General features: G+C 61.4%; 21 protein-coding genes. 9 read left to right on the top strand and 12 right to left on the bottom strand.

The window, feature by feature from the left end:
• Positions 1–64 precede the first annotated feature (64 nt).
• Positions 65–2,140 (top strand): DNA topoisomerase IV subunit B, encoded by a 2,076-nt coding sequence (gene parE, locus A3AY_RS0107805; RefSeq protein WP_018325122.1) that lies wholly within the window; start codon positions 65–67, stop codon positions 2,138–2,140.
• 102 nt (positions 2,141–2,242) lie between these two features.
• Here parE and A3AY_RS0107800 read toward each other — a convergent pair whose 3' ends face one another.
• Entirely contained in the window at positions 2,243–2,731 is a 489-nt protein-coding gene (locus A3AY_RS0107800) for a GNAT family N-acetyltransferase (protein ID WP_051108320.1), read from the bottom strand.
• A gap of 219 nt (positions 2,732–2,950) precedes the next feature.
• Between A3AY_RS0107800 and A3AY_RS0107795 the strand changes: the two genes are divergently transcribed.
• Positions 2,951–3,397, top strand: a complete 447-nt coding sequence (locus tag A3AY_RS0107795; RefSeq protein ID WP_018325120.1) for a hypothetical protein — start codon at positions 2,951–2,953, stop codon at positions 3,395–3,397.
• Between the two features lie 4 nt (positions 3,398–3,401).
• Here A3AY_RS0107795 and A3AY_RS0107790 read toward each other — a convergent pair whose 3' ends face one another.
• A complete protein-coding gene (locus A3AY_RS0107790; RefSeq protein ID WP_018325119.1) occupies positions 3,402–4,421 on the bottom strand; it encodes an SDR family oxidoreductase in 1,020 nt (339 codons plus the stop codon).
• A 117-nt stretch (positions 4,422–4,538) separates the two neighbouring features.
• Between A3AY_RS0107790 and A3AY_RS34720 the strand changes: the two genes are divergently transcribed.
• Positions 4,539–5,084: a TetR/AcrR family transcriptional regulator gene (locus A3AY_RS34720; protein WP_162709263.1), complete on the top strand. Its 546-nt coding sequence runs from the start codon at positions 4,539–4,541 to the stop codon at positions 5,082–5,084.
• 2 nt (positions 5,085–5,086) lie between these two features.
• On the opposite strand, the gene A3AY_RS0107780 is transcribed toward A3AY_RS34720, so the two are convergent.
• Positions 5,087–6,226, bottom strand: coding sequence for a DUF2336 domain-containing protein (locus A3AY_RS0107780; protein ID WP_026203219.1), 1,140 nt, complete (start codon positions 6,224–6,226; stop codon positions 5,087–5,089).
• A gap of 77 nt (positions 6,227–6,303) precedes the next feature.
• On the opposite strand from A3AY_RS0107780, the gene A3AY_RS34715 reads away from it, so the two are divergent.
• Positions 6,304–7,026 (top strand): hypothetical protein, encoded by a 723-nt coding sequence (locus tag A3AY_RS34715; protein ID WP_018325116.1) that lies wholly within the window; start codon positions 6,304–6,306, stop codon positions 7,024–7,026.
• 5 nt (positions 7,027–7,031) lie between these two features.
• Here A3AY_RS34715 and A3AY_RS0107770 read toward each other — a convergent pair whose 3' ends face one another.
• Positions 7,032–7,634: a flavin reductase family protein gene (locus A3AY_RS0107770; RefSeq protein ID WP_018325115.1), complete on the bottom strand. Its 603-nt coding sequence runs from the start codon at positions 7,632–7,634 to the stop codon at positions 7,032–7,034.
• Positions 7,634–8,218 carry a nitroreductase family protein gene (locus A3AY_RS0107765; protein ID WP_018325114.1) on the bottom strand — a complete coding sequence of 195 codons (585 nt, stop codon included), beginning with the start codon at positions 8,216–8,218 and terminating at the stop codon, positions 7,634–7,636. The genes A3AY_RS0107770 and A3AY_RS0107765 overlap by 1 nt, the downstream gene beginning before the upstream one ends.
• Positions 8,219–8,343: 125 nt before the next feature.
• Between A3AY_RS0107765 and A3AY_RS0107760 the strand changes: the two genes are divergently transcribed.
• Complete coding sequence (locus tag A3AY_RS0107760) at positions 8,344–9,351, top strand: hypothetical protein (protein ID WP_018325113.1); 1,008 nt, start codon at positions 8,344–8,346, stop codon at positions 9,349–9,351.
• Between the two features lie 9 nt (positions 9,352–9,360).
• Here A3AY_RS0107760 and A3AY_RS0107755 read toward each other — a convergent pair whose 3' ends face one another.
• The 5 genes from A3AY_RS0107755 to A3AY_RS0107735 form a co-directional block, all read right to left on the bottom strand.
• On the bottom strand, positions 9,361–10,203 hold the full coding sequence (locus tag A3AY_RS0107755) for a lysophospholipid acyltransferase family protein (protein WP_018325112.1): 843 nt from the start codon (positions 10,201–10,203) through the stop codon (positions 9,361–9,363).
• Positions 10,204–10,403: 200 nt separating this feature from the next.
• A complete protein-coding gene (thrS, locus tag A3AY_RS0107750; RefSeq protein WP_018325111.1) occupies positions 10,404–12,392 on the bottom strand; it encodes a threonine--tRNA ligase in 1,989 nt (662 codons plus the stop codon).
• A 117-nt stretch (positions 12,393–12,509) separates the two neighbouring features.
• Positions 12,510–13,049 (bottom strand): DUF1697 domain-containing protein, encoded by a 540-nt coding sequence (locus A3AY_RS0107745; protein ID WP_018325110.1) that lies wholly within the window; start codon positions 13,047–13,049, stop codon positions 12,510–12,512.
• On the bottom strand, positions 13,046–13,435 hold the full coding sequence (gene yidD, locus A3AY_RS0107740) for a membrane protein insertion efficiency factor YidD (RefSeq protein WP_018325109.1): 390 nt from the start codon (positions 13,433–13,435) through the stop codon (positions 13,046–13,048). The genes A3AY_RS0107745 and yidD overlap by 4 nt, the downstream gene beginning before the upstream one ends.
• Before the next feature lies 1 nt (position 13,436).
• A complete protein-coding gene (locus tag A3AY_RS0107735; protein WP_018325108.1) occupies positions 13,437–13,886 on the bottom strand; it encodes an iron-sulfur cluster assembly scaffold protein in 450 nt (149 codons plus the stop codon).
• Positions 13,887–14,226: 340 nt separating this feature from the next.
• Here A3AY_RS0107735 and folE point away from each other — a divergent pair, with 340 nt between their 5' ends.
• From folE to A3AY_RS0107720, 3 genes are all read left to right on the top strand, one after another.
• On the top strand, positions 14,227–14,844 hold the full coding sequence (gene folE / locus A3AY_RS0107730) for a GTP cyclohydrolase I FolE (protein ID WP_018325107.1): 618 nt from the start codon (positions 14,227–14,229) through the stop codon (positions 14,842–14,844).
• Positions 14,845–14,867: 23 nt separating this feature from the next.
• Positions 14,868–15,320 carry a phosphoribosyl-AMP cyclohydrolase gene (gene hisI / locus A3AY_RS0107725; protein WP_018325106.1) on the top strand — a complete coding sequence of 151 codons (453 nt, stop codon included), beginning with the start codon at positions 14,868–14,870 and terminating at the stop codon, positions 15,318–15,320.
• A gap of 208 nt (positions 15,321–15,528) precedes the next feature.
• Positions 15,529–16,491: a patatin-like phospholipase family protein gene (locus A3AY_RS0107720; RefSeq protein WP_018325105.1), complete on the top strand. Its 963-nt coding sequence runs from the start codon at positions 15,529–15,531 to the stop codon at positions 16,489–16,491.
• A 130-nt stretch (positions 16,492–16,621) separates the two neighbouring features.
• Here the strand turns inward: A3AY_RS0107720 and A3AY_RS0107715 are convergent, their stop codons facing one another.
• Positions 16,622–17,074, bottom strand: coding sequence for a CBS domain-containing protein (locus A3AY_RS0107715; protein ID WP_018325104.1), 453 nt, complete (start codon positions 17,072–17,074; stop codon positions 16,622–16,624).
• Positions 17,075–17,310: 236 nt separating this feature from the next.
• Positions 17,311–18,045: a rhomboid family intramembrane serine protease gene (locus A3AY_RS0107710; RefSeq protein WP_018325103.1), complete on the bottom strand. Its 735-nt coding sequence runs from the start codon at positions 18,043–18,045 to the stop codon at positions 17,311–17,313.
• A 403-nt stretch (positions 18,046–18,448) separates the two neighbouring features.
• On the opposite strand from A3AY_RS0107710, the gene A3AY_RS0107705 reads away from it, so the two are divergent.
• The gene (locus tag A3AY_RS0107705) at positions 18,449–19,078 is read left to right on the top strand and encodes a PAS domain-containing protein (RefSeq protein ID WP_018325102.1); all 630 of its coding nucleotides are present in this window, start codon (positions 18,449–18,451) and stop codon (positions 19,076–19,078) included.
• Positions 19,079–19,122: the final 44 nt, after the last annotated feature.

Here is a 19,122-nt window from a genome sequence, read left to right as displayed (position 1 = left end):
GCGGCTTCGTCCGCAACCTTGATCGTGCGAAAAGCCTCACCACGGAAAGACCTCTGAACAGCCAATGACCGATAGCAACGATCTCTTTTCAGCATTTCCCGAGAAACCCAGGCCCGCGATCGAACCCGTCGTGCCGAAGCCGGTTGCGCCGGCCGTTGCTCAGCCGGCTGCCGAAAAGCGTACCAATGCGACGCCTGCCCTGAAAACAGACAATGGCGACTACAATGCATCGGCCATCGAGGTGCTCGAGGGGCTGGAGCCGGTGCGCCGCCGTCCGGGCATGTATATCGGCGGCACGGATGAAAAGGCACTGCACCATCTGTTCGCCGAAGTCATCGACAACTCGATGGACGAGGCGGTAGCGGGGCACGCGAACTTCATCGACGTCTATCTCGATGCGGAAGGCTGCCTCTCCGTCACCGACAACGGCCGCGGCATTCCGGTCGAAAACCACCCGAAATTTCCGGGCAAGTCGACGCTGGAAGTGATCATGACAGTGCTGCATGCGGGCGGCAAGTTCGACAGCAAGGTCTACGAGACCTCCGGCGGTCTGCACGGCGTCGGCGTCTCCGTCGTCAACGCGCTGTCCGATATTCTCGAAGTCGAGGTTGCCCGCAACCGCAAACTCTACCGCCAGCGCTTTTCGCGCGGCATCCCGCAGGGCGGACTGGAGGAGCTCGGCGATATCCAGAACCGGCGCGGCACCAAGGTGCGCTTTCATCCGGACCCGGAGATCTTCGGCGCGCATGCCAAGTTCGATCCGGCCCGGCTGTTTCGCATGGCCCGCTCCAAGGCCTATCTGTTCGGCGGCGTCGAAATCCGCTGGTCCTGCGATCCCTCGCTGATCGAAGGCACGGAGACGCCGGAAAAGGCGGTCTTCCACTTCCCCGGCGGCCTGAAGGATTATCTCCAGGCGACGATGGGCAAGGAATTCACGGTCACGCGCGAAATCTTTGCCGGCAAGACCGAAAAGACCGGCGGCCATGGGGCGCTGGAATGGGCCGTCACCTGGTATGGCGGCGACAGCGTCGTGCATTCCTACTGCAACACCATCCCGACGCCCGAAGGCGGCACGCATGAGGCCGGCTTCCGCATCGCGCTGACCAAGGGGCTCAAGGCCTACGCAGAACTGACGCAGAACAAGCGGGCGGCGATCATCACCACCGAAGACGTGATGATTTCGGCCGCCGGCATGCTGTCGGTCTTCATCCGCGAGCCGGAATTCGTCGGCCAGACCAAGGACAAGCTGGCGACCGTCGAAGCCCAGCGTATCGTCGAGAACGCGCTGCGCGACCCGTTCGACCATTTCCTCGCCGACAACCCGCAGGAAGCAGCAAAGCTGCTCGAATGGGTGATCGAGCGCGCCGACGAGCGCGTGCGCCGCCGCAAGGAAAAGGAAGTCAGCCGCAAGACCGCCGTGCGCAAGCTGCGCCTGCCGGGCAAGCTTGCCGACTGCTCGCAGAATTCGGCCGAGGGCGCCGAACTCTTCATCGTCGAAGGTGATTCGGCCGGCGGCTCGGCTAAGCAGGCGCGCAACCGCGCCAACCAGGCGATCCTGCCACTGCGCGGCAAGATCCTCAACGTTGCCAGCGCCGGCCGCGAAAAGCTCGGCGCGAACCAGCAGATTGCCGATCTGATCCAGGCGCTCGGCTGCGGCACCCGCAGCAAATACCGCGAGGAAGATCTGCGCTACGAGCGCGTCATCGTCATGACCGACGCGGACGTCGACGGCGCCCATATCGCATCGCTGCTGATCACCTTCTTCTACCAGGAAATGCCGGAACTGATCCGTGGCGGGCACCTGTATCTGGCCGTGCCGCCGCTGTACCGCATCACGCAAGGCGCAAAGACGCTCTATGCCCGTGATGACGCGCATCGGGTGGAACTGATGGAAACGGAGTTCAACGGCCGGGGCAAGGTCGAGATCGGCCGCTTCAAGGGTCTTGGCGAGATGATGCCGGCGCAGCTCAAGGAAACCACCATGGACCCGGCCAAGCGCACGCTGCTGAAGGTTGCCATCGACGAGGTGGATTTCGAAGGCACCCGCGAGGCCGTCGACAATCTGATGGGCACTAAGGCGGACGCGCGCTTCCGCTTCATCCAGGAACGCGCGGTGTTTGTGGAAAACCTCGATATCTAGCGGCGCCTGCCAGCTTGATTCAAAAGGCTGTCGAGCTGATTGAGGTTTCTGCTCTAACTTACGCAACGAAAAGGATTTTTCGTTGTTTCGGCTGACGCTGCGTCAGCCAATCGTCTTTTCCATGAACAGGCTGAGCGGATCGGGCTGGTAGGCGCCGAACGGACCGATATCGACGTAGCCGGCAGTCCGGTAGAGGCTGATGGCCTCGGGTTGATAGATACCGGTTTCGAGCCGGATGGCCGACAGGCCGGCACCGCGGCCATGGCTCTCGATCGTCTCCAAGAGTTTGCGGCCGATTTTCAAGCCACGCGCTTTCGGATCGACGAACATGCGCTTGATCTCGGCGCTGCCGTCGCCGGCATCCACCAGCGCGCAGCAGCCGACCACCTCGCCCTCATGCCGCGCCACGAAGAAGGCCACCGACGGTTTTTCCAGCGCCGACACATCGACCATATGATTGCTTTCGGCCGGGTAGATCGATTGCGCATAGGCGTCTGATTGTTCAAGCAAGCTCAGCACGCCAAGCTGGCGGGGCGGTTCTTTTGCAATGACGACGGTCACTTGGCGGTATTCCTTCACAGATCGATTCATTCCGCTAAGTCGATACTACGAGCAGCTTGCGCCAACGAACAGACGGCAATTTTCGCATGGCGACAACCGTCGCTCACCCCCCGAAACGCGCGGAAACAATTTGTTTCGAAGATTTTTCCGGCCTGCCTTACTTCCGGGGCAAACCGACCGTTACGTCAGCGAAACACGAATCGAGCCCTTGGCGGCTGATGCCGAAATCGAACTGGAGACCTATTCGCGATGGTTCCTGCCCTGATCGTCATGACAATCCTCGGCTGCGATGACAGTGTCAGCCAGTGCCACTACGTATCGACTGTGCACGGCACCTGGGAGACCGTTGCGATCTGCGATGCCGAATCGCAGAAGCAGCTGCCGAAGTTTTCCAACAGCAACTACCCGGTGATCGTCGCCGTCTGCGAAAGGTCCGGCGAGCAGATGGCAAAGGTGCAGGATCCCGCCCCCTTGCCCGCGGCTCAAGCAGCGCTCGATCAAGGCCATGTGGCAAACCCGGATCCCGTTCCGACACCACCCTTGGCCGAACAGCAACAACCGAGCCTGCCGCGCCGGACATTGGCGATGATTTCCGGCGCCCTGCCCGATACCTCCAGGCTGCGCGACGCCGTGACAAAGCCGGTCCACTATATCGAGGATGGCTATTCCTGGGTGGCGCGAAAATTCACGAAGTAAGCGGCTACACCAGACCGGCGGCGATCAGGCTTTCGGCGCTGGCACGAATTGCGTCCTCTTCCGATCGCGGTTTCCAGCCGAGAACCCGCCTGGCCTTTTCGTTGGAGACACGCGCATCGCGGCCCAGCTCGTCGATGATCAGCTTGAGACCCGGATCGAAGCGCGCGGCAAGGCGGGCCAGCCAATTGGGCAGTACGAATTTCGGCAGCTTGCGCGCATAGGCGGGAAAGTCGCGTTTCAGCACGCCGGCAATATCCTTCAATGACAGGGCCTCGCCCCCGGCGATGAAACGTTCGCCCGCAGCCTCCGGGACGGTCAACGCAAGGACATGCGCCTCGGCGACATCGCGCACGTCGACCACCGACATGCTGAAATCGGGCACGGCCGGATAGCGACCTTTCAACAGGTTTTTCACGACCCCAACCGAAGTCGCCGAATCCTTGCCGAGAATGGGTCCGAGAATCATGCCGGGATTGATCACCACGAGTTCCAGATCGTTTTCGCCGGCAAAATCCCATGCGGCACGCTCCGCGAGGGTCTTGGACTTGTAATAAGGCGCGGCCAGCGGGCCTTCGACATCGGTCCAGTCAGATTCGGTAAATGGCGCCCTCCCCGAACCATAGTTGATCGCCGCGATTGACGACGTCAGGACAACGCGGCGGATGCCCGCTTTCTTCACGTTCCGCAATACACGCAGCGTTCCCTCACGAGCGGGCCGAATGAGCTCGTTTTCGTCCCGGGGCACGGTCGAGGGGAATGGTGACGCCGTGTGGATCACGCCGATCGCCCCGGAAAACGCCGTTTTCCAACCATTGTCGGACAGCAAATCGGCCTCGACGAAGGACAGCTCGCCGGCAGTGGCGCCATCTGCAGAGCGGATCGCCGTCTCGATGGAGTTTGCTCTTTTCAGCGAGCGCAACGTGCCGCGAACATCGTAGCCGGCGCGCAGCAATCGCGCCGCAACATGCGTTCCGAGGAAACCTCCAATGCCGGTAACGACGACCGGCCCGTTTTTTGTCTGCATTGCCTGATCTCCTGTTGGATCTGTCATTCTGACGTTTCTTGTCTATTTTGTCAGTTTGACATTTTTAGTCCAAAGTGTCAATTCACTTGCATGGACGAAAGGAAGCAGCACATCGTCATGGCCGCCGCGGATGTCTTTACCCGCTATGGCTTCAAGAAGGCGTCGATGCAGGATATTGCCGATGCCGCCATGATGTCGCGCGCCGCGCTCTACCTGCACTTTCGAAATAAAGACGACCTTTTTCGCTCGCTGATGCAATGGCATCACGGAGAAGCGCTGAAGGCGGCCGAAGCTGCCCTTGCATCGGAGAAACCTTTCCTTGTCCGCCTGGAGGCGGCGCTGACGGATTTCACGACGGTCCTGTTCGGTCCAGTGAGAGCCAGCACGCACGGGCAGGAACTGTTCGAGGCCAATATGGCGCTGGCCAGCGATACGATGGCGGCGACCTCTACCCGCCTGCGTTCGCTGATGGAAAACGCCCTGACGGAAGCGGTATCCAGAGGTGAAATCTCGCTGTCAGCCACCGGGCTTTCCGCGGCAACGCTGACCGATCTTCTCTACGTCTGCCTGGATGGCATCAAGAAAGCGTCGAATGGATTGGACGGGCTCAACGGGCGGCTCTCCGCGCTGATGCGATTGCTCGGAGCCGCAACCTGCGCCTGACCTCAGGCAGCGTCCCTGGCGGCCAGGCGGGCATAGTCGCGGGCTGTCTGCCGCTGCTCGGCAATCGTCAATTTCTCGATGATATCGGCAAGCCCGCCGGATGCCTCCGAAGCATGCCTTCTGCCCCGCAACTTCGACAGCAGGACAGAGGAAATGGTGGCGCTCGCGCCGACAGAAGCCGACCGGTTTTCCTTGCGCCACAGCATCATCGCCTCGGCAAAGGGCGCGCTCACATCGGAGCCGAGGCCGGCGCTTTCGAACAAGGCGCGAATGGCGTGGATCCGCCCATCGGAGAGGATCGAACGCACCCGCTTGTCTGTTACGCCCGACAGGTTGGCAATGGCCGCAGCGACGAAATCGATCCTGCCCGAGCACAGGGTATGCAGCAGGAAGGCGGGGGTCAGACGGCCGGTCGCCCGCAGATGTTCGACCAGTGCCGGAATCTGATCGGCATGCACGGCTCCGGCCATATCGACGGCTGCCCTGTCGCAGGCTTCACGGGTAATGCGTTCGACGCGCCGCCCGCCAATCGCTGCCTGCACCAGGCCAAAGCTGGACAAGGCCGCGCCGACCTTCTCGACCAGCGCGTGGCGGGCGTCCGCCGGCAGGTCGTCGCGATCGAGCAGACGGTTGCGGATCGACCAGAGGTGACCAAGCCGGTCACTCAACCGCTTCAACGTCCGGCAGGAAAATCGGGCATGCTCGTTTTCGAGCAGGATCAGTACTTCTTCCTCGCCACCGATCTCGGCGATTGCAGCGGCAACCGGTGGCGACATGGCCCGGCGCGCGGCGATGACGGCGCGTGTCTCCGCCGTCCCCTTGGCGGCGAGATCGACGAGATCCATGTCGTTCAGCACGGGCGAGCGGGAAATCACGGCATAGGCGGTTTCCGGCTGGTCTTCGGCCAGCGACAGGATGATCGAGCGGGGGATTCGGTTGCAATCGGCAACAGCCTCGGCGAGCGCCAGCCGCACCTTCGGCGACGGGTCATCCAGAAGAAAGGTCATCGCCATTTCGGCGGCATGATGGTCGAGCGAATTCATCTCCGCCGTCACGTAGGCCCGGCCCAGAGCCGACGCTGCCCGAACCCGATCCCCGGTTTTCGCGGTTTCGACCCAGCGAAGAAATGCTTGAATGATCACCAACGCCTCACTACACACCAACACCACATTTTAGTCTCGATGTATGTTAGCGATTAAAGGTTTAAGATTGGTTCACCATGTCCGTTAACCGTTTCGATATCATGCCTTCGCTGCTCTGCGCGCCAACGGAGGCGCTGATGCCGGCGGACGTACCGGCCGACCAGCCCGTCACCGTGATTGTCGACATCGTCAGCGACTGGGCGACAGCAGCCGACAGGGTACAGCCGATCCTCGATAGTCGTGCATCAGACAGCATCAAGGGGCCAACGCTTCTGCGTATCGGCATGCCGGACGGCGACAACGGTCAAGAGGCGCTTTCAAGCCTTGTAGCGGCGCGACCGGACGGCTTCGTGCTGTCACGCTGTGGCGGCGTGACCGATATCCAGAAATTCGATGTCATGCTGCGCGTTGCGGAAGCGGAAAACGGGCTGGTGGCCGGATCGCTCGCCATTCTTGCCGAGGTCGGCGCGTTGCTGGCGTTCTTTCTCTCGGCAGAAGCAATTGGCGGAGCCTCGGAGCGCCTGAAGGGGCTGATCTTCGATGGTGCGGCGCTGGCAAAAGTGACAGCCAGCCCGGCGAACGGCGCTACGGCCGGTGGCCCCGGCGCGCCGGCCTTGTTTGCCCGCGCAGCCACGGTGCTCAAGGCTGCGCAGGCCAGTCTTCCCCGTTATGAACTGCTTACCGAAGAGCCGTTATTGCCCGAGGAGTTACGCGCAATACGAGATGTCAGCCGTGCCGACGGCTTTTCCGGCGTGATCGCGCGCAACGCCGCCCAGCTGCCGGCGCTCGCGTCGGGCTGACCTGCCTAGCGCCTTGGCCTGAACATCTCGAAGACGTCGCCCGCGTCGCAGTAATCCATGTAGCCCATGCGGCCGATTGGCCTGACCTTGGCCATATCGAATCGCCCGTTCTTTATCGCCTCTTCGCGAATATGGATGCCGACGACCTGCCCGATCACCATGTGGCTTTCGGAGGTCGAACCATCGAGAGCCTTCGGCTGGAACATCTCCGTCACTTTGCATTCGAGCGCCGCATAGGCCTCGGCGACGAACGGCGCCCGTACCAGCCTGCCTTCGACCGGCGTCAATCCGGCAAGGGTGAATTCGCTCTCGCCGTGCGCCACCGGTGCCGATGTCATGTTCATTGCGTCCTTGAGGTCATGACTGACGAAATTGGCGGTGAATTCGCCGGTTTCCTCGATATTGCGGACCGAATCCTTGCGGCCGGATGACGAGAACATCACCAGCTTCGGCGTGTCGCTGATCGCGTTGAAGAAGGAATACGGCGCGAGATTGAGGCTGCCGTCGGCCGCCCGCGAACCGATCCAACCGATCGGCCGTGGCGAGACGATCGCCTTGAAGGGATCATGGGCAAGGCCGTGGGCGTTTTGCCCGGTCTCGTAAAACATCACGCGTCCTCGCCAACCCAGGTGACGATGTCTGCCAGTTCCGGTCGCGGGCGCTCCGTCGGCGGCACCTGCGGCGTGCCGATATGGATGAAGCCTGCAATTCTCTCGCCAGGCTGCACGCCAAGCAGCGGATAGGCCTTTTCATCGAAGGCGTACCATTCCGTCAGCCAGTTGGAAGCAAAGCCATGCGCGTTGGCTGCCATCAGCAGGTTGAGGCACACGGCACCGGCGGACATGAGCTGCTCCCATTCCGGAACTTTGAAATGCGGTGCCGCCTTGCTGACGACGGCAACGACAACGGGCGCCCGGGTCAGGCGCGTGTTTTCTACCTTGATCATCTCTTCCGAAAGATCAGGCTTGGCGGCAAGCGCCATCTTCGCAAGCTCGCCACTGATTCGCGCCCGCTCCTTGCCGCGATAGACGATGAAGCGCCAGGGCGCGAGTTTGCCGTGATCGGGAACGCGGGAGGCGAGCTTCAGCATCTCCTCGATTTCCGCCGTTCCAGGCCCCGGACCGCCCATCTGAAAGGCCGGAATGGAACGGCGGGTCGCCAGATACTCACGCAGACTGATTTCAGTTTTCATCGCCGTCCATTTCCACTAGTTTTGCCGCCGAACCTCGCCATCGCATTTCGCATCAAAGGGGCAGCCACGAAATTGCCATACCGGCGCTTCAAGTGGAGCCACACACTCAGGAAGTCAACTCCCTCATGCGCATCACGACCGGTCAGTTTCTTGGAGTCCTTGCAGCAGTCGTTTTCACTGTCACCGGTGGTCCCGCGTCACGCGCCGAAGATCTTGCGGATCCATTCAAGAGCTTCCCGGCCATAGCCTCGCCGCACAAGATGCCGAAGCTCAACAGCTTCAATCCGTTGGGTCCCGAAGCGGTGACGCAAGGCGTAAGCGCCAAGGACATACGGCTTGAAGCGCTGCTGACCGAAAAGGGCAAGCCGGTCGAACAGGGCCTCACCTGGCGCGTTTTCAGCCCCATCCCCGGCTCAGACGGCAAGCTGCCGCTTCTGGCGACTTCGGAAGGCGGCTCGGCGGCATTCCAGCTTATTCCCGGCGAATATTTCGTCAACGTTGCCTTCGGACGCGCCGGCGCGACCCGCAAGATCAAGATCGCGGAGGCAGGCCCGGTTGAAAAGCAGGTCCTCGTTCTAGACGCCGGCGGCGTCATGCTGAACGCGGTCTCCGGCAGCGATGTGCGCATTCCCCCGGGTGAACTGAGCTTCTCGATTTTTTCCGCAGACGAGAAGGAAGATGGCGAGCGTGCGCTCGTCGTCGCCGACGTCAAGCCGGGCACCGTGGTCCGGCTGAACACCGGCACCTATCACGTGGTGTCCAACTACGGTTCGGTCAATGCGGTCATTCGCGCCGATATCCAGATCGAGGCAGGAAAACTGACCGAAGCGACGATCCAGCACCGGGCCGCGAAGCTGACCCTGAAGCTGGTATCGGAACCGGGCGGCGAAGCGATCGCCGATACCGCCTGGTCGATCCTCACCTCTTCCGGCGACGTCGTCAGCGAAAGCGTCGGCGCCTTCCCGACGCTGGTTCTCGCCGAGGGCGGCTATACGGCGATTGCCCGCAACAACGAGAAGATTTTCCAGCGGGATTTCACAGTGAAGGCTGGCGTCAATACCGATGTCGAGGTCTTGCTGGACGACAAGGGATCGCAGCCGGCGGCCAACGGGGCGGCGGACGCGCAGGATTGAGCGTCTCTGTCAGGAAACGGCCTTGCCGAGAGACCGTCGACGCGGCGGCGCCATGGAAAAGACGGCCTGATAAATCCGCGTCAGGATATCCTTACGGTCCGCAATCGCGCTGAGCTCTTCCCAGGCGATCAAGATGCCGATGCGCGACGAGATCGTCGTCCCGGAAAGCCGGCGAAACTCGCGAATGAGCAGCGAAATGCGCAACGTCATCGATACCTTGCTGGCAAGATGAAACAGCCGGCCGTTCTGGCCCTCGAAATAGATCGGGATGACGCTCGCCCTGGCGGCCTGGATGAGTTTTGCCGGAAACATTTTCCAAGGAAGATCTTCCGCGCGGCCAAAGCCCCGCCTGGCCGTCGCGACGCCTCCGGCCGGGAAAACGACGAGCGTTACGCCCTCCTTCAAGAGACGAACCGCCTCGTGGCGCGTCTGCATATTGAGCGCCAGCGCTTGCCTGGTTTCCTCAAACGAGATCGGCAGCGAATAAGGCGCCATCTCCGGCACCTTCATCAGCTCATTGTTGATCAGCACCCGGAACGGACGGCCGAGCTGTTCGGCGAGCGACAAGACGGCGATGCCGTCGCCAATGCCGAAGGGGTGGTTGGCGACGATCACGATCGGCGTATCCGGCAGATGGCGCGGCGGCCATTCGCCATCGATGCGCAGGCGCACATCGATCAGTTCCAGCATCTCGCCGAAAACCCGATCGCTTCTGCCGACGACATTTTGGCGCCATTGATTGTAGAGCCTGCCATAGCGATTGCGCCCTGCAAGCCCTTCCATCGCGCGGATGAACCAACGCTTCAGCCGCCGATCATTCTCATTGGCGTAGGACAGTTCCTTGAACTGCACGTTGTCCCTCGTTCCGTCAAAGGCGCGTCCGGCGAACGCAGCACAGAAGCTTTTTGAATTTCGTCCGGCGGCGCTTATTCGGTGCCGCAGCCTGGAGCTCAATCGGATAGTCCGCGAGCGTTACAGTTTTCTGACAGGCGCCGGGAGGTCCGCGCCGGCGCGAACCTCCCGCCCGTCATCATTCGCCACGCGGCTAAAGGTCAGGCCGCGGCTTTTTTCCGCTGCTGCGCCTTCCGCTTCACATCCGGCGGCGTTGCCTCCGAGACGAGCGCGGCGATCGCCTCGTCGAGCGTCATCGACGTTTGCGCCTGCGACCCGAGCCTGCGGATGTTGACGGTGCGTTCTTCCGCTTCGCGCATGCCGCAGACGATGATCACCGGTACCTTGGTCACCGAATGCTCACGGACCTTGTAGTTGATCTTCTCGTTGCGGAAATCGGTCTCGACGTTCAGCCCGGCATCACGCAGCAGTTCGGCGACTTCGCGGCCGTAGTCGTCGGCCTCCGAGGTAATGGTCGCGACGACGACCTGCAGCGGCGAAATCCACAGAGGCATGTGGCCGGCGAAGTTCTCGATGAGGATGCCGAGGAAGCGCTCCATCGATCCGCAGATGGCGCGGTGAATCATCACCGGCTGCTGCTTGTCCGAATTCTGGTTGATGTAGAAGGCACCGAAGCGCTCCGGCAGGTTGAAGTCAACCTGCGTCGTGCCGCACTGCCATTCGCGGCCGATGGCATCTTTGAGGGTATATTCGAATTTCGGACCATAGAAGGCGCCCTCGCCCGGCAGGATGCCGGTCTTGATGCGGCCTTCCGACTGGGCTTCGATGGTCTTCAGCACCTCCATCATCACGCTTTCGGCGCGGTCCCACAGAGCATCGTCGCCGACGCGCTTTTCCGGACGGGTCGAGAGCTTGACGACGACTTCCTTGAAGCCGAAGTCCTCATAGACCGAGAGGATGAGGTCGTTGATGCGCAGGCATTCGGCCGCCATCTGCTCGTCGGTGCAGAAGACGTGCGCATCGTCCTGCGTGAAGCCGCGCACGCGCATCAGGCCGTGCAACGCGCCGGAGGGCTCGTAGCGGTGGACGTTGCCGAACTCGGCAAGCCGGATCGGCAGTTCGCGGTAGGACTTCAGGCCGTGCTTGAAGATCTGGATGTGGCCCGGGCAGTTCATCGGCTTCAGCGCAAAGACCCGATCATCGTCGGTATCGTCGCCGGCGACCGTCACCTTGAACATGTTGTCGCGGTACCAGCCCCAGTGGCCGGAGGTTTCCCACAGCGACTTGTCGAGCACCTGCGGCGCGTTGACTTCCTGATAGGTGCCGGCCAGGCGGCGGCGCATGTAGGCCACCAGCGTCTGGAAGATCCGCCAGCCCTTGCCGTGCCAGAAGACGACGCCCGGGCCTTCTTCCTGGAAATGGAACAGGTCCATCTCGCGGCCGAGACGGCGATGGTCGCGCTTCTCGGCTTCGGCCAGAATATGCAGGTACTGGTCGAGCTCCTCCTGCGTGCGCCAGGCCGTGCCGTAGATGCGGGTCAGCATCGGATTGTTCGAATCCCCGCGCCAATAGGCACCCGCTACGCGCATCAGCTTGAAGGCGTTGCCGATCTGGCCGGTGGACGCCATATGCGGCCCGCGGCAGAGATCGAACCAGTCGCCCTGATAGTAGATCTTCAGGTCCTGGTTCTCCGGAATGGCATCGACCAGCTCGACCTTGTACTTCTCACCCTTGTCGGCAAACACCTGACGGGCCTTGTCGCGCGACCAGACCTGCTTGGTGAAGGGCTTGTTGCGCTGGATGATCTCCTTCATCCGCTTTTCGATCTTCGGCAAATCGTCGGGCGTGAAGGGTTCGTCCTTGGCGAAATCGTAGTAGAAGCCGTTTTCGATCACCGGACCGATGGTAACCTGCGTTCCCGGCCACAGCTCCTGGACGGCTTCGGCCATCACATGGGCCGTGTCGTGGCGGATCAGTTCCAGCGCGCGGGCGTCCTCGCGGGTGACGATCTCAAACTTGCCGGCCACGACCGGGTCGGACAGGTCGCGCAATTCGCCATCCAGCGCGATCGCGATGGCCTTCTTTGCAAGCGACTTGGAGATAGATTCGGCGACGTCACGGCCCGTCGTGCCGGCGGCGTAACCGCGGACGGAACCATCGGGAAATGTAAGGGAAACAGCGTCAGGCATGATTTCTTCCTTGTCCAGTCCCGCCAACGAATGCGGGTGGTGTTGATGGCCGGAGACCCGGCAAATTGACGCGCGGGTGATAAAGCGTTTTTGCACCAGAGTAAAGAACAGGCTCGATCAGGCGCTGATCATATCCCGCAGGCCGCGCACGGTATTCCAGTTGCGCAGCGTGCCGATGCCAAGGCGCTTCGTGGTCAGCGCCGAAACCAGCTTTGATGTGCTTGGCTTGGCGGGGAAATGAATCCAGAGATCACCATTGACGATGCGGATTTTCTCGCCGTTGGTGGAGTGCCGTTGCAAGCCCGGCAGAACATCCCTGCTCAATGGCGTGCGCATCGCACGCACGATAATGTTTGGTGCCTCCGACGCGCTGGCATCCGAAAACGGGTTGCCGGCGGCAAGCGCAATCCAGTCTTCGGCCGAGCGTCCGATGATATCGACATGTTTGCCGAAATCGCGAGTGAAGGCCGTTTCCAGCGCCGCTTCCACGTCGGCCACAGCTTCATTGTCGGCTTCGAAGACCAGATTGCCGGTGGCGACCAGCGTGCGCGGCGATCGGAAGCCGATGCTTTCGACAGTCGCCCGCAGGTCCGACATGACGACGCGGCGTCCGCCACCGAGAACGATGCTGTGCAGCAGGGCGACGTAGGTCGTCATTTTGTGGCAGTGCCGCTCTTCGCAGCGCCCGGGCGCCAGTAACGCCACGGCGTCCACCAATGTTTGGTTGCGTCAAGTTTCACCGGCACGGGGTCCAGCCCGCTCGTGCCGCCCGGCCCGCAGCGCATGACACGAAACAGGGTCATCCAGCCGCCCGGCCAGAAACCGTGGCGGGCGATGGCCTCATAGCCGTATTCCGAACAGGTGGGGATATGCCGGCAAGAATTGCCGATGAAGCCGGAGAGCGTCAGTTGATAGAGCCGGATGAACGCCATGCCGAAGAGCCGCCCGGGCGTCTTGCGAAACGGCCCCGCATAGTTGCGACCGGAATAGGCCCGATGAACCGCCTGAACGTCGTGCTCCTGGCATCCCGGCTCGCCGCACATTTCACACCACAGCCTTGACGAGACGGGCCGCCTCGATCTGTCTGATGGCATCGACCACCGCATCGAAGGTCAGCATGGTGGAGGCATGGCGGGCCTTGTAGTCCTTCACCGGTTTCAGGAACCGCATGTCTTCGAAACGCCCCGATGGCCCCTCGCCGTCCGCCTTGAGCATGGCCAGCATGTCCTCCCGCGCCTGACGGATTTCACCGGCTGTGGCACCGACAACGTGACGCGCCATGATCGATGAGGAAGCCTGCCCCAGGGCACATGCCTTCACCTCGTGGGCGAAATCGCTGACGGTATCACCCTCCATTTTCAAGCCGATGCGGACCCTTGAGCCGCACAGCTTGGAATGTGCGCTCGCCTCGGCATCGGGATGCTCGAGCCTGCCGCTTCGCGGGATATTGCCGGCGAACTCGAGAATCCTGCTATTGTAGATTTCATCCATCATTCGACGTGATCCGGTTGATTTTGCGCGTTTTCAGGCAATCCGCGCATGATTTTCTAACGTATCCGGGAAAAAAACACAGTGTCTCCGCCTGCGCCCCTTTCACATGTATCTCGGCATATTATATGGTATGTCGTGTGGAGGCGACAGGTTCGCAAGAGCGAACGGTCGCCTGTTGTTTGGGAAACCGTGCCGGATGATCCAGAGCCCTTAACCTCTGTCAATCTGAAAGCCCCGGAGCCCGCCGACGGTAACCAGGCCTGCAAGCGTCAGGTAAATGGCCAGTGGCGAGTTGTCCGAAAAGATAAACGTCAAGTAACCCAGGTTACATCAAGGGGCCATTATGGACGCCATAGTCAAGAATTTTCCTGCCCTGCCTGCCACCGATGGCAGACCGAGCCAGAAGGAGGCTGAGGAGGCCGTTCGTGTCCTGCTGCGCTGGGCCGGTGACGATCCGCAGCGCGAAGGGCTTCTCGATACGCCCGCCCGCGTTGCCAAGGCCTACAAGGAACTGTTCTCAGGCTACGAGCTCGCCGCCGAGGACGTGCTTGGACGCACCTTCGAGGAAGTTGGCGGCTATGACGACATCGTGCTCGTCAAGGACATCCCGTTCTACTCGCATTGCGAACACCATATGGTGCCGATCATCGGCAAGGCGCACATCGCCTATCTGCCTGATGGAAAGGTGCTTGGCCTGTCCAAGATCGCCCGTGTCGTCGACATTTATGGCCGCCGCCTGCAGACGCAGGAAACCATGACGGCACAGATTGCCAGGGCGATCGACGAAACGCTGCAGCCCCGCGGCGTTGCCGTGATGATCGAGGCCGAACATATGTGCATGGCGATGCGCGGCGTTCAAAAGCAGGGCTCGACAACGCTGACCACCACCTTTACCGGTGTCTTCAAGACCGAGCCTGCCGAACAGGCCCGCTTCATGACCTTGCTCAGGGGCTTCAAGTAAGCTCCTTCACCCGGAGCTTTCCCATGACGCTCGAATTTGCCCCGCCGCCCGCCGACAAGGCAGAACTGGAAACGGGTTCAGCCTTCACGCCCCGTTTCGACAGCAACGGACTGATCACCGCCGTCGTTACCGATGCCAAGGACGGCGTCCTGCTGATGGTCGCCCATATGAACGCCGAGGCGCTGGCGCTGACCATCGAGACCGGCATCGCCCACTATTACAGCCGTTCGCGCAAAAGCCTCTGGAAGAAGGGCGAAACCTCCGGTAACCTACAAAATGTTGTGGAATTGCGTACCGATTGCGACCAGGACGCATTGTGGCTGAAGGTTCTCGTTTCCGGTCATGATGCGACTTGCCACACCGGCCGCCGCTCCTGCTTCTATCGTAGGATTGACGCGAAGGACGGCGTCACGACGCTTAACATTGTTGATACCGAAATTCATTTCCCTCCGGACAGCGTCTACGGCAAAAATTAAGCATCTGACGCTTTTTGGATCAGTTTCTTGGGTGATTCACGATTTCGCAACCAGACTGGGAGCGTAATCTCAACATTCGGACGCGTTCCGTCGGAAACACCGGCCACAGAGGGTCCGATGTAGATTGTGTCTACCGGATGCGCTTGCAACGCAGCAATGCGAGACGTGACGGCTTGTAACAGTGCGTTCTGCGGCATGGAGGTGCCGGATGTTGAACTGGACATTTAATCGAAGCGGGATCACGGCAGACGCATCGGCGCCCGGTGGTCCTTCCCACGCTCTGACCTCACCTCCTTCCGAATCAATCAAGCCGGCAAAATCCAAGATCGCTCTCGCCCTCGGCGGCGGTGCCGCACGCGGCTGGGCCCATATCGGCGTCCTCAAGGCGCTGGACGAAGAAGGCATCGAAGTCGGCATGATCGCCGGCACGTCAATCGGCGCGCTGGTCGGCGGCTGCTATCTTGCCGGAAAACTCGATGAACTCGAGACCTTTGCGCGCTCCCTGACCATGCGCCGCATTGCCGGGCTGCTCGATTTCGCCATCGGCGGCGGAGGCCTGTTCGGGGGCTTGCGCCTGACGAAGCGGATGCAGGAACATCTGCAGGATATATCCATCGAAAGCCTCGACCGGCCGTTTGTCGCAGTCGCGACCGAGGTCAATACCGGCCATGAAGTCTGGCTCGGCGAGGGTTCGATGATCACCGCGATCCGCGCTTCCTATGCGTTGCCCGGCATCTTCGAACCGATCAAGTGCAACAACCGCACGCTGGTGGATGGCGCGCTCGTCAATCCGGTGCCGGTATCGGTCTGCCGCGCCTACGAGCAGCAACTCGTCGTCGCCGTTAACCTCAATTACGATCTCTATGGTCGCTCCGCCGTGATCAAGCATCGCGCCGACAACCAGGCGCTCGACAGTCAGCCGGCGCCCCACCCGACGACGCGCCTTGGCATGACCAGCGTCATGGTCCAGGCCTTCAATATCATTCAGGACCGCATCTCGCGCGCACGCCTTGCCGGCGATCCTCCGGACCTGGCGCTGCACCCCAAGCTGAATGACATCGGATTGTCGGAATTTCACCGCGCCGGCGAAGCCATCGATCGCGGCTATCATGAAACGAAGGCCAGGCTCAACGAGCTCAAGCGGCTTCAAGACGTCATGGTCCGCGGCTAGCTACCGCAGTTTCAAAGGACTACAGCGTCATTTGCGCGGCATGTTTGCCGCGTGGCGCTGTAGCGGCGATTCCAAGCCGCAGGCGAAGCGTTGGGACCCAACGCTTCGCCGCGCCGTCCGGATTGCCGCGCTATAAGTGGACGGTCTTGCCGTCCTGCCCGGCAATATAGGCCTTGATGTGCTCGGCCTCGCTTTCGATTGCGCGGACATGATGGCGCACGGCGTCGCCGATCGAAACGATGCCGACGAGGCGCCCGTTCTTTTCGACCGGAAGATGGCGCGCACGCATGTTGTTCATGATTTCCATGATGTCGTGGATGCTCATCTCTTCCGTGCACCGATGGACCTTGGACCACATCACCGAGGAAACCGGCTTGTCCAGACATGCGGCACCGTACTTGTCCATCGCGGCGACCACGTCGCGCTCGGTCAAAATGCCGGCGATCCGGTCGCCAGGCTTGACGACGACGATGGCGCCGATGCGGTGTTCATGGAGCAACCGGACTGCCTGGCGCACCAGCGAGTGCGGATCGACCGTGTAAACCTGACGGCCCTTTTCATTGAGAATTGCAGTGACTGACATTCACGACCTCCCGTTTCAGCGACCTCGTCTGACCGGGATAGTGGCACACCGCAAACGCGCATGGCGCGCCTTTCCGGTTGGGGACCAATCCGCAAGACAGATGTCATTCCTGTCGCGCTATTTGCCCATCCGGCCGCCAATCGCTCTCCCTTGATCGGCTGCCCTCGGACAGGAATGGTGCGCTACGGCTTGGGGAAAATCAAGCGCCGTCGGCGAGATCGTCAATCTTTCCAAGGTCAATTGCGCGGATCGAAAAGGCCAAAGAGAAAGAAACCGAACAGGAAACCGCCGATATGCGCTTCCCAGGCAATGCTTGCGGCGCCGCCGAAAGCAAAGACGCCAAGGCCGATCAGGAAATTCGTCAGGAACCATATACCGGCAAACACCACCACGGAGCGGTTCGCCAGCGCCTCGCCAATCGTCAGGCGGCGGTTCAGATGGGCAAACTGCCGGCTGATGCGGCCACTGGGAGAAAAGACGAAGCGGGCCGCTGCCCCCATCAGCCCGGCAACGACGCCTGAGGCGCCGACGACAACCGCCATGTCGCCCCAGTGGAATGCGATGTGCAGGGCAACAGCGGCCACGGCCGACAGGCACCAGAAAATCGCAAGGCGTATCATACCGATCCGGCGAATGACGGGCGCCCCGAAGGCGACCATCCAGAAGCCGTTGAAAATCAGATGTTCCCAGGAGCCGTGCAGGAACGAATAGGTGATCGGGCTCCAGATCCAGGCGAGGCTCTGATCGGCCAGCGAATGCGCATAGCGAGCCGGGAGAAAAGCGAAGTTGAAGATCAGTTCGTCATCAATCCACTGCGGCAGCAGATAGGTGCGCACCGCGTGAATGGCGACCAGGACCGCCAGGATGCCGACCAGGCCCGCAGGCAGATTGAATGCCGGTTCGCGCACGCGCACCGGCCTTTCCATTTCGGCATCCTGCGGCGGCGTCACGCCGTCCGGTTGGTCTGTCATGCTGCTCACAATTCCTTCCGCGGTACCATCCGCTGCCGCATCGCTGGTTCCTCGCTCTATACGATTCACACGCGTGCCAAAAGCGCGGCATCTTCGCGCGGATTTCGCCTGGATTTGATATCCCTGCTTGTCCAGAAAGCATCAGACGAAAAAAAGGCCGTCCAGTGAAAAACTGAACGGCCGGTGAGCCCCCAAAAACCCCGAGCCCTGAATTGGTGTGCCGAAGGCAACCCTTCGTGAAGTGATGGCCTTGAATGCCACCGGCGCCCGCGGCTTTCAATCTAAACCAAATATTAACCTTAATTCCCGCGTGGCACGGAATTCGCAACGTAATTCCTGCGGGGCCAGTTTCCGCCGCCAGTTGTGCCAAAGCGGTACAGAGCGTTTAGAATGGAATAAGGAAATGCGCAGCAAAACGACAATCGAGATCTACGCCTACTGGGACGAGTTGCGCGGACATCGCGACGTTCCGGCCCGCGGCCAGATCGAGCCTGCTCATGTCCGGCACATTCTGCCGGACCTCTTCATCCTGGAAAAAACACCAAGGGGGGAAATCCGTTTCCGATTGGCCGGTACGCGCATCTGCGCTTTGTTTGCCCGCGAACTGCGTGGCTCAAGATTCGACGCGCTGTGGCTTGGCGAGCAGACCACCCGGATCGAGCGGATCGCCGGCGACGTGATGGCACAAAAGGCACCCGTCGTCCTGACGGCAGCGGCCATCGCCGGCGCGGCCGATCCCCTGGCGAGCGAACTTGTCCTGCTGCCGCTGAAATCACCCGAAGGCCGCGTCGATCGCATCATCGGCGCGCTCGTTCCGCTATCGCGGCCGCATTGGCTCGGGGCTACCCCCGTCAACTTCCTCGAGCTTGGCGCAATGCGCCGGCTCGATATGGACGCGGCCGGCGTGCTGCTGCAGAACCGTCCTGCAACCTCCCGGCCCTCTCATCCGCGCCCTGCTGCGGACACCAGCCTGTCCGGCGCCATCCGGCGCGTCCTTCACCTGCGCGTCTTCGAAGGCGGCCGGCGCGATTAGCCGACCGCCAAGCAACCGTAGGTAGGAAAAACCTTCTGTTAACC

This window comes from Rhizobium giardinii bv. giardinii H152 (genome assembly GCF_000379605.1).
Lineage (GTDB): Bacteria > Pseudomonadota > Alphaproteobacteria > Rhizobiales > Rhizobiaceae > Pararhizobium > Pararhizobium giardinii.
This window is presented reverse-complemented; position numbering and strand designations above follow the sequence as displayed.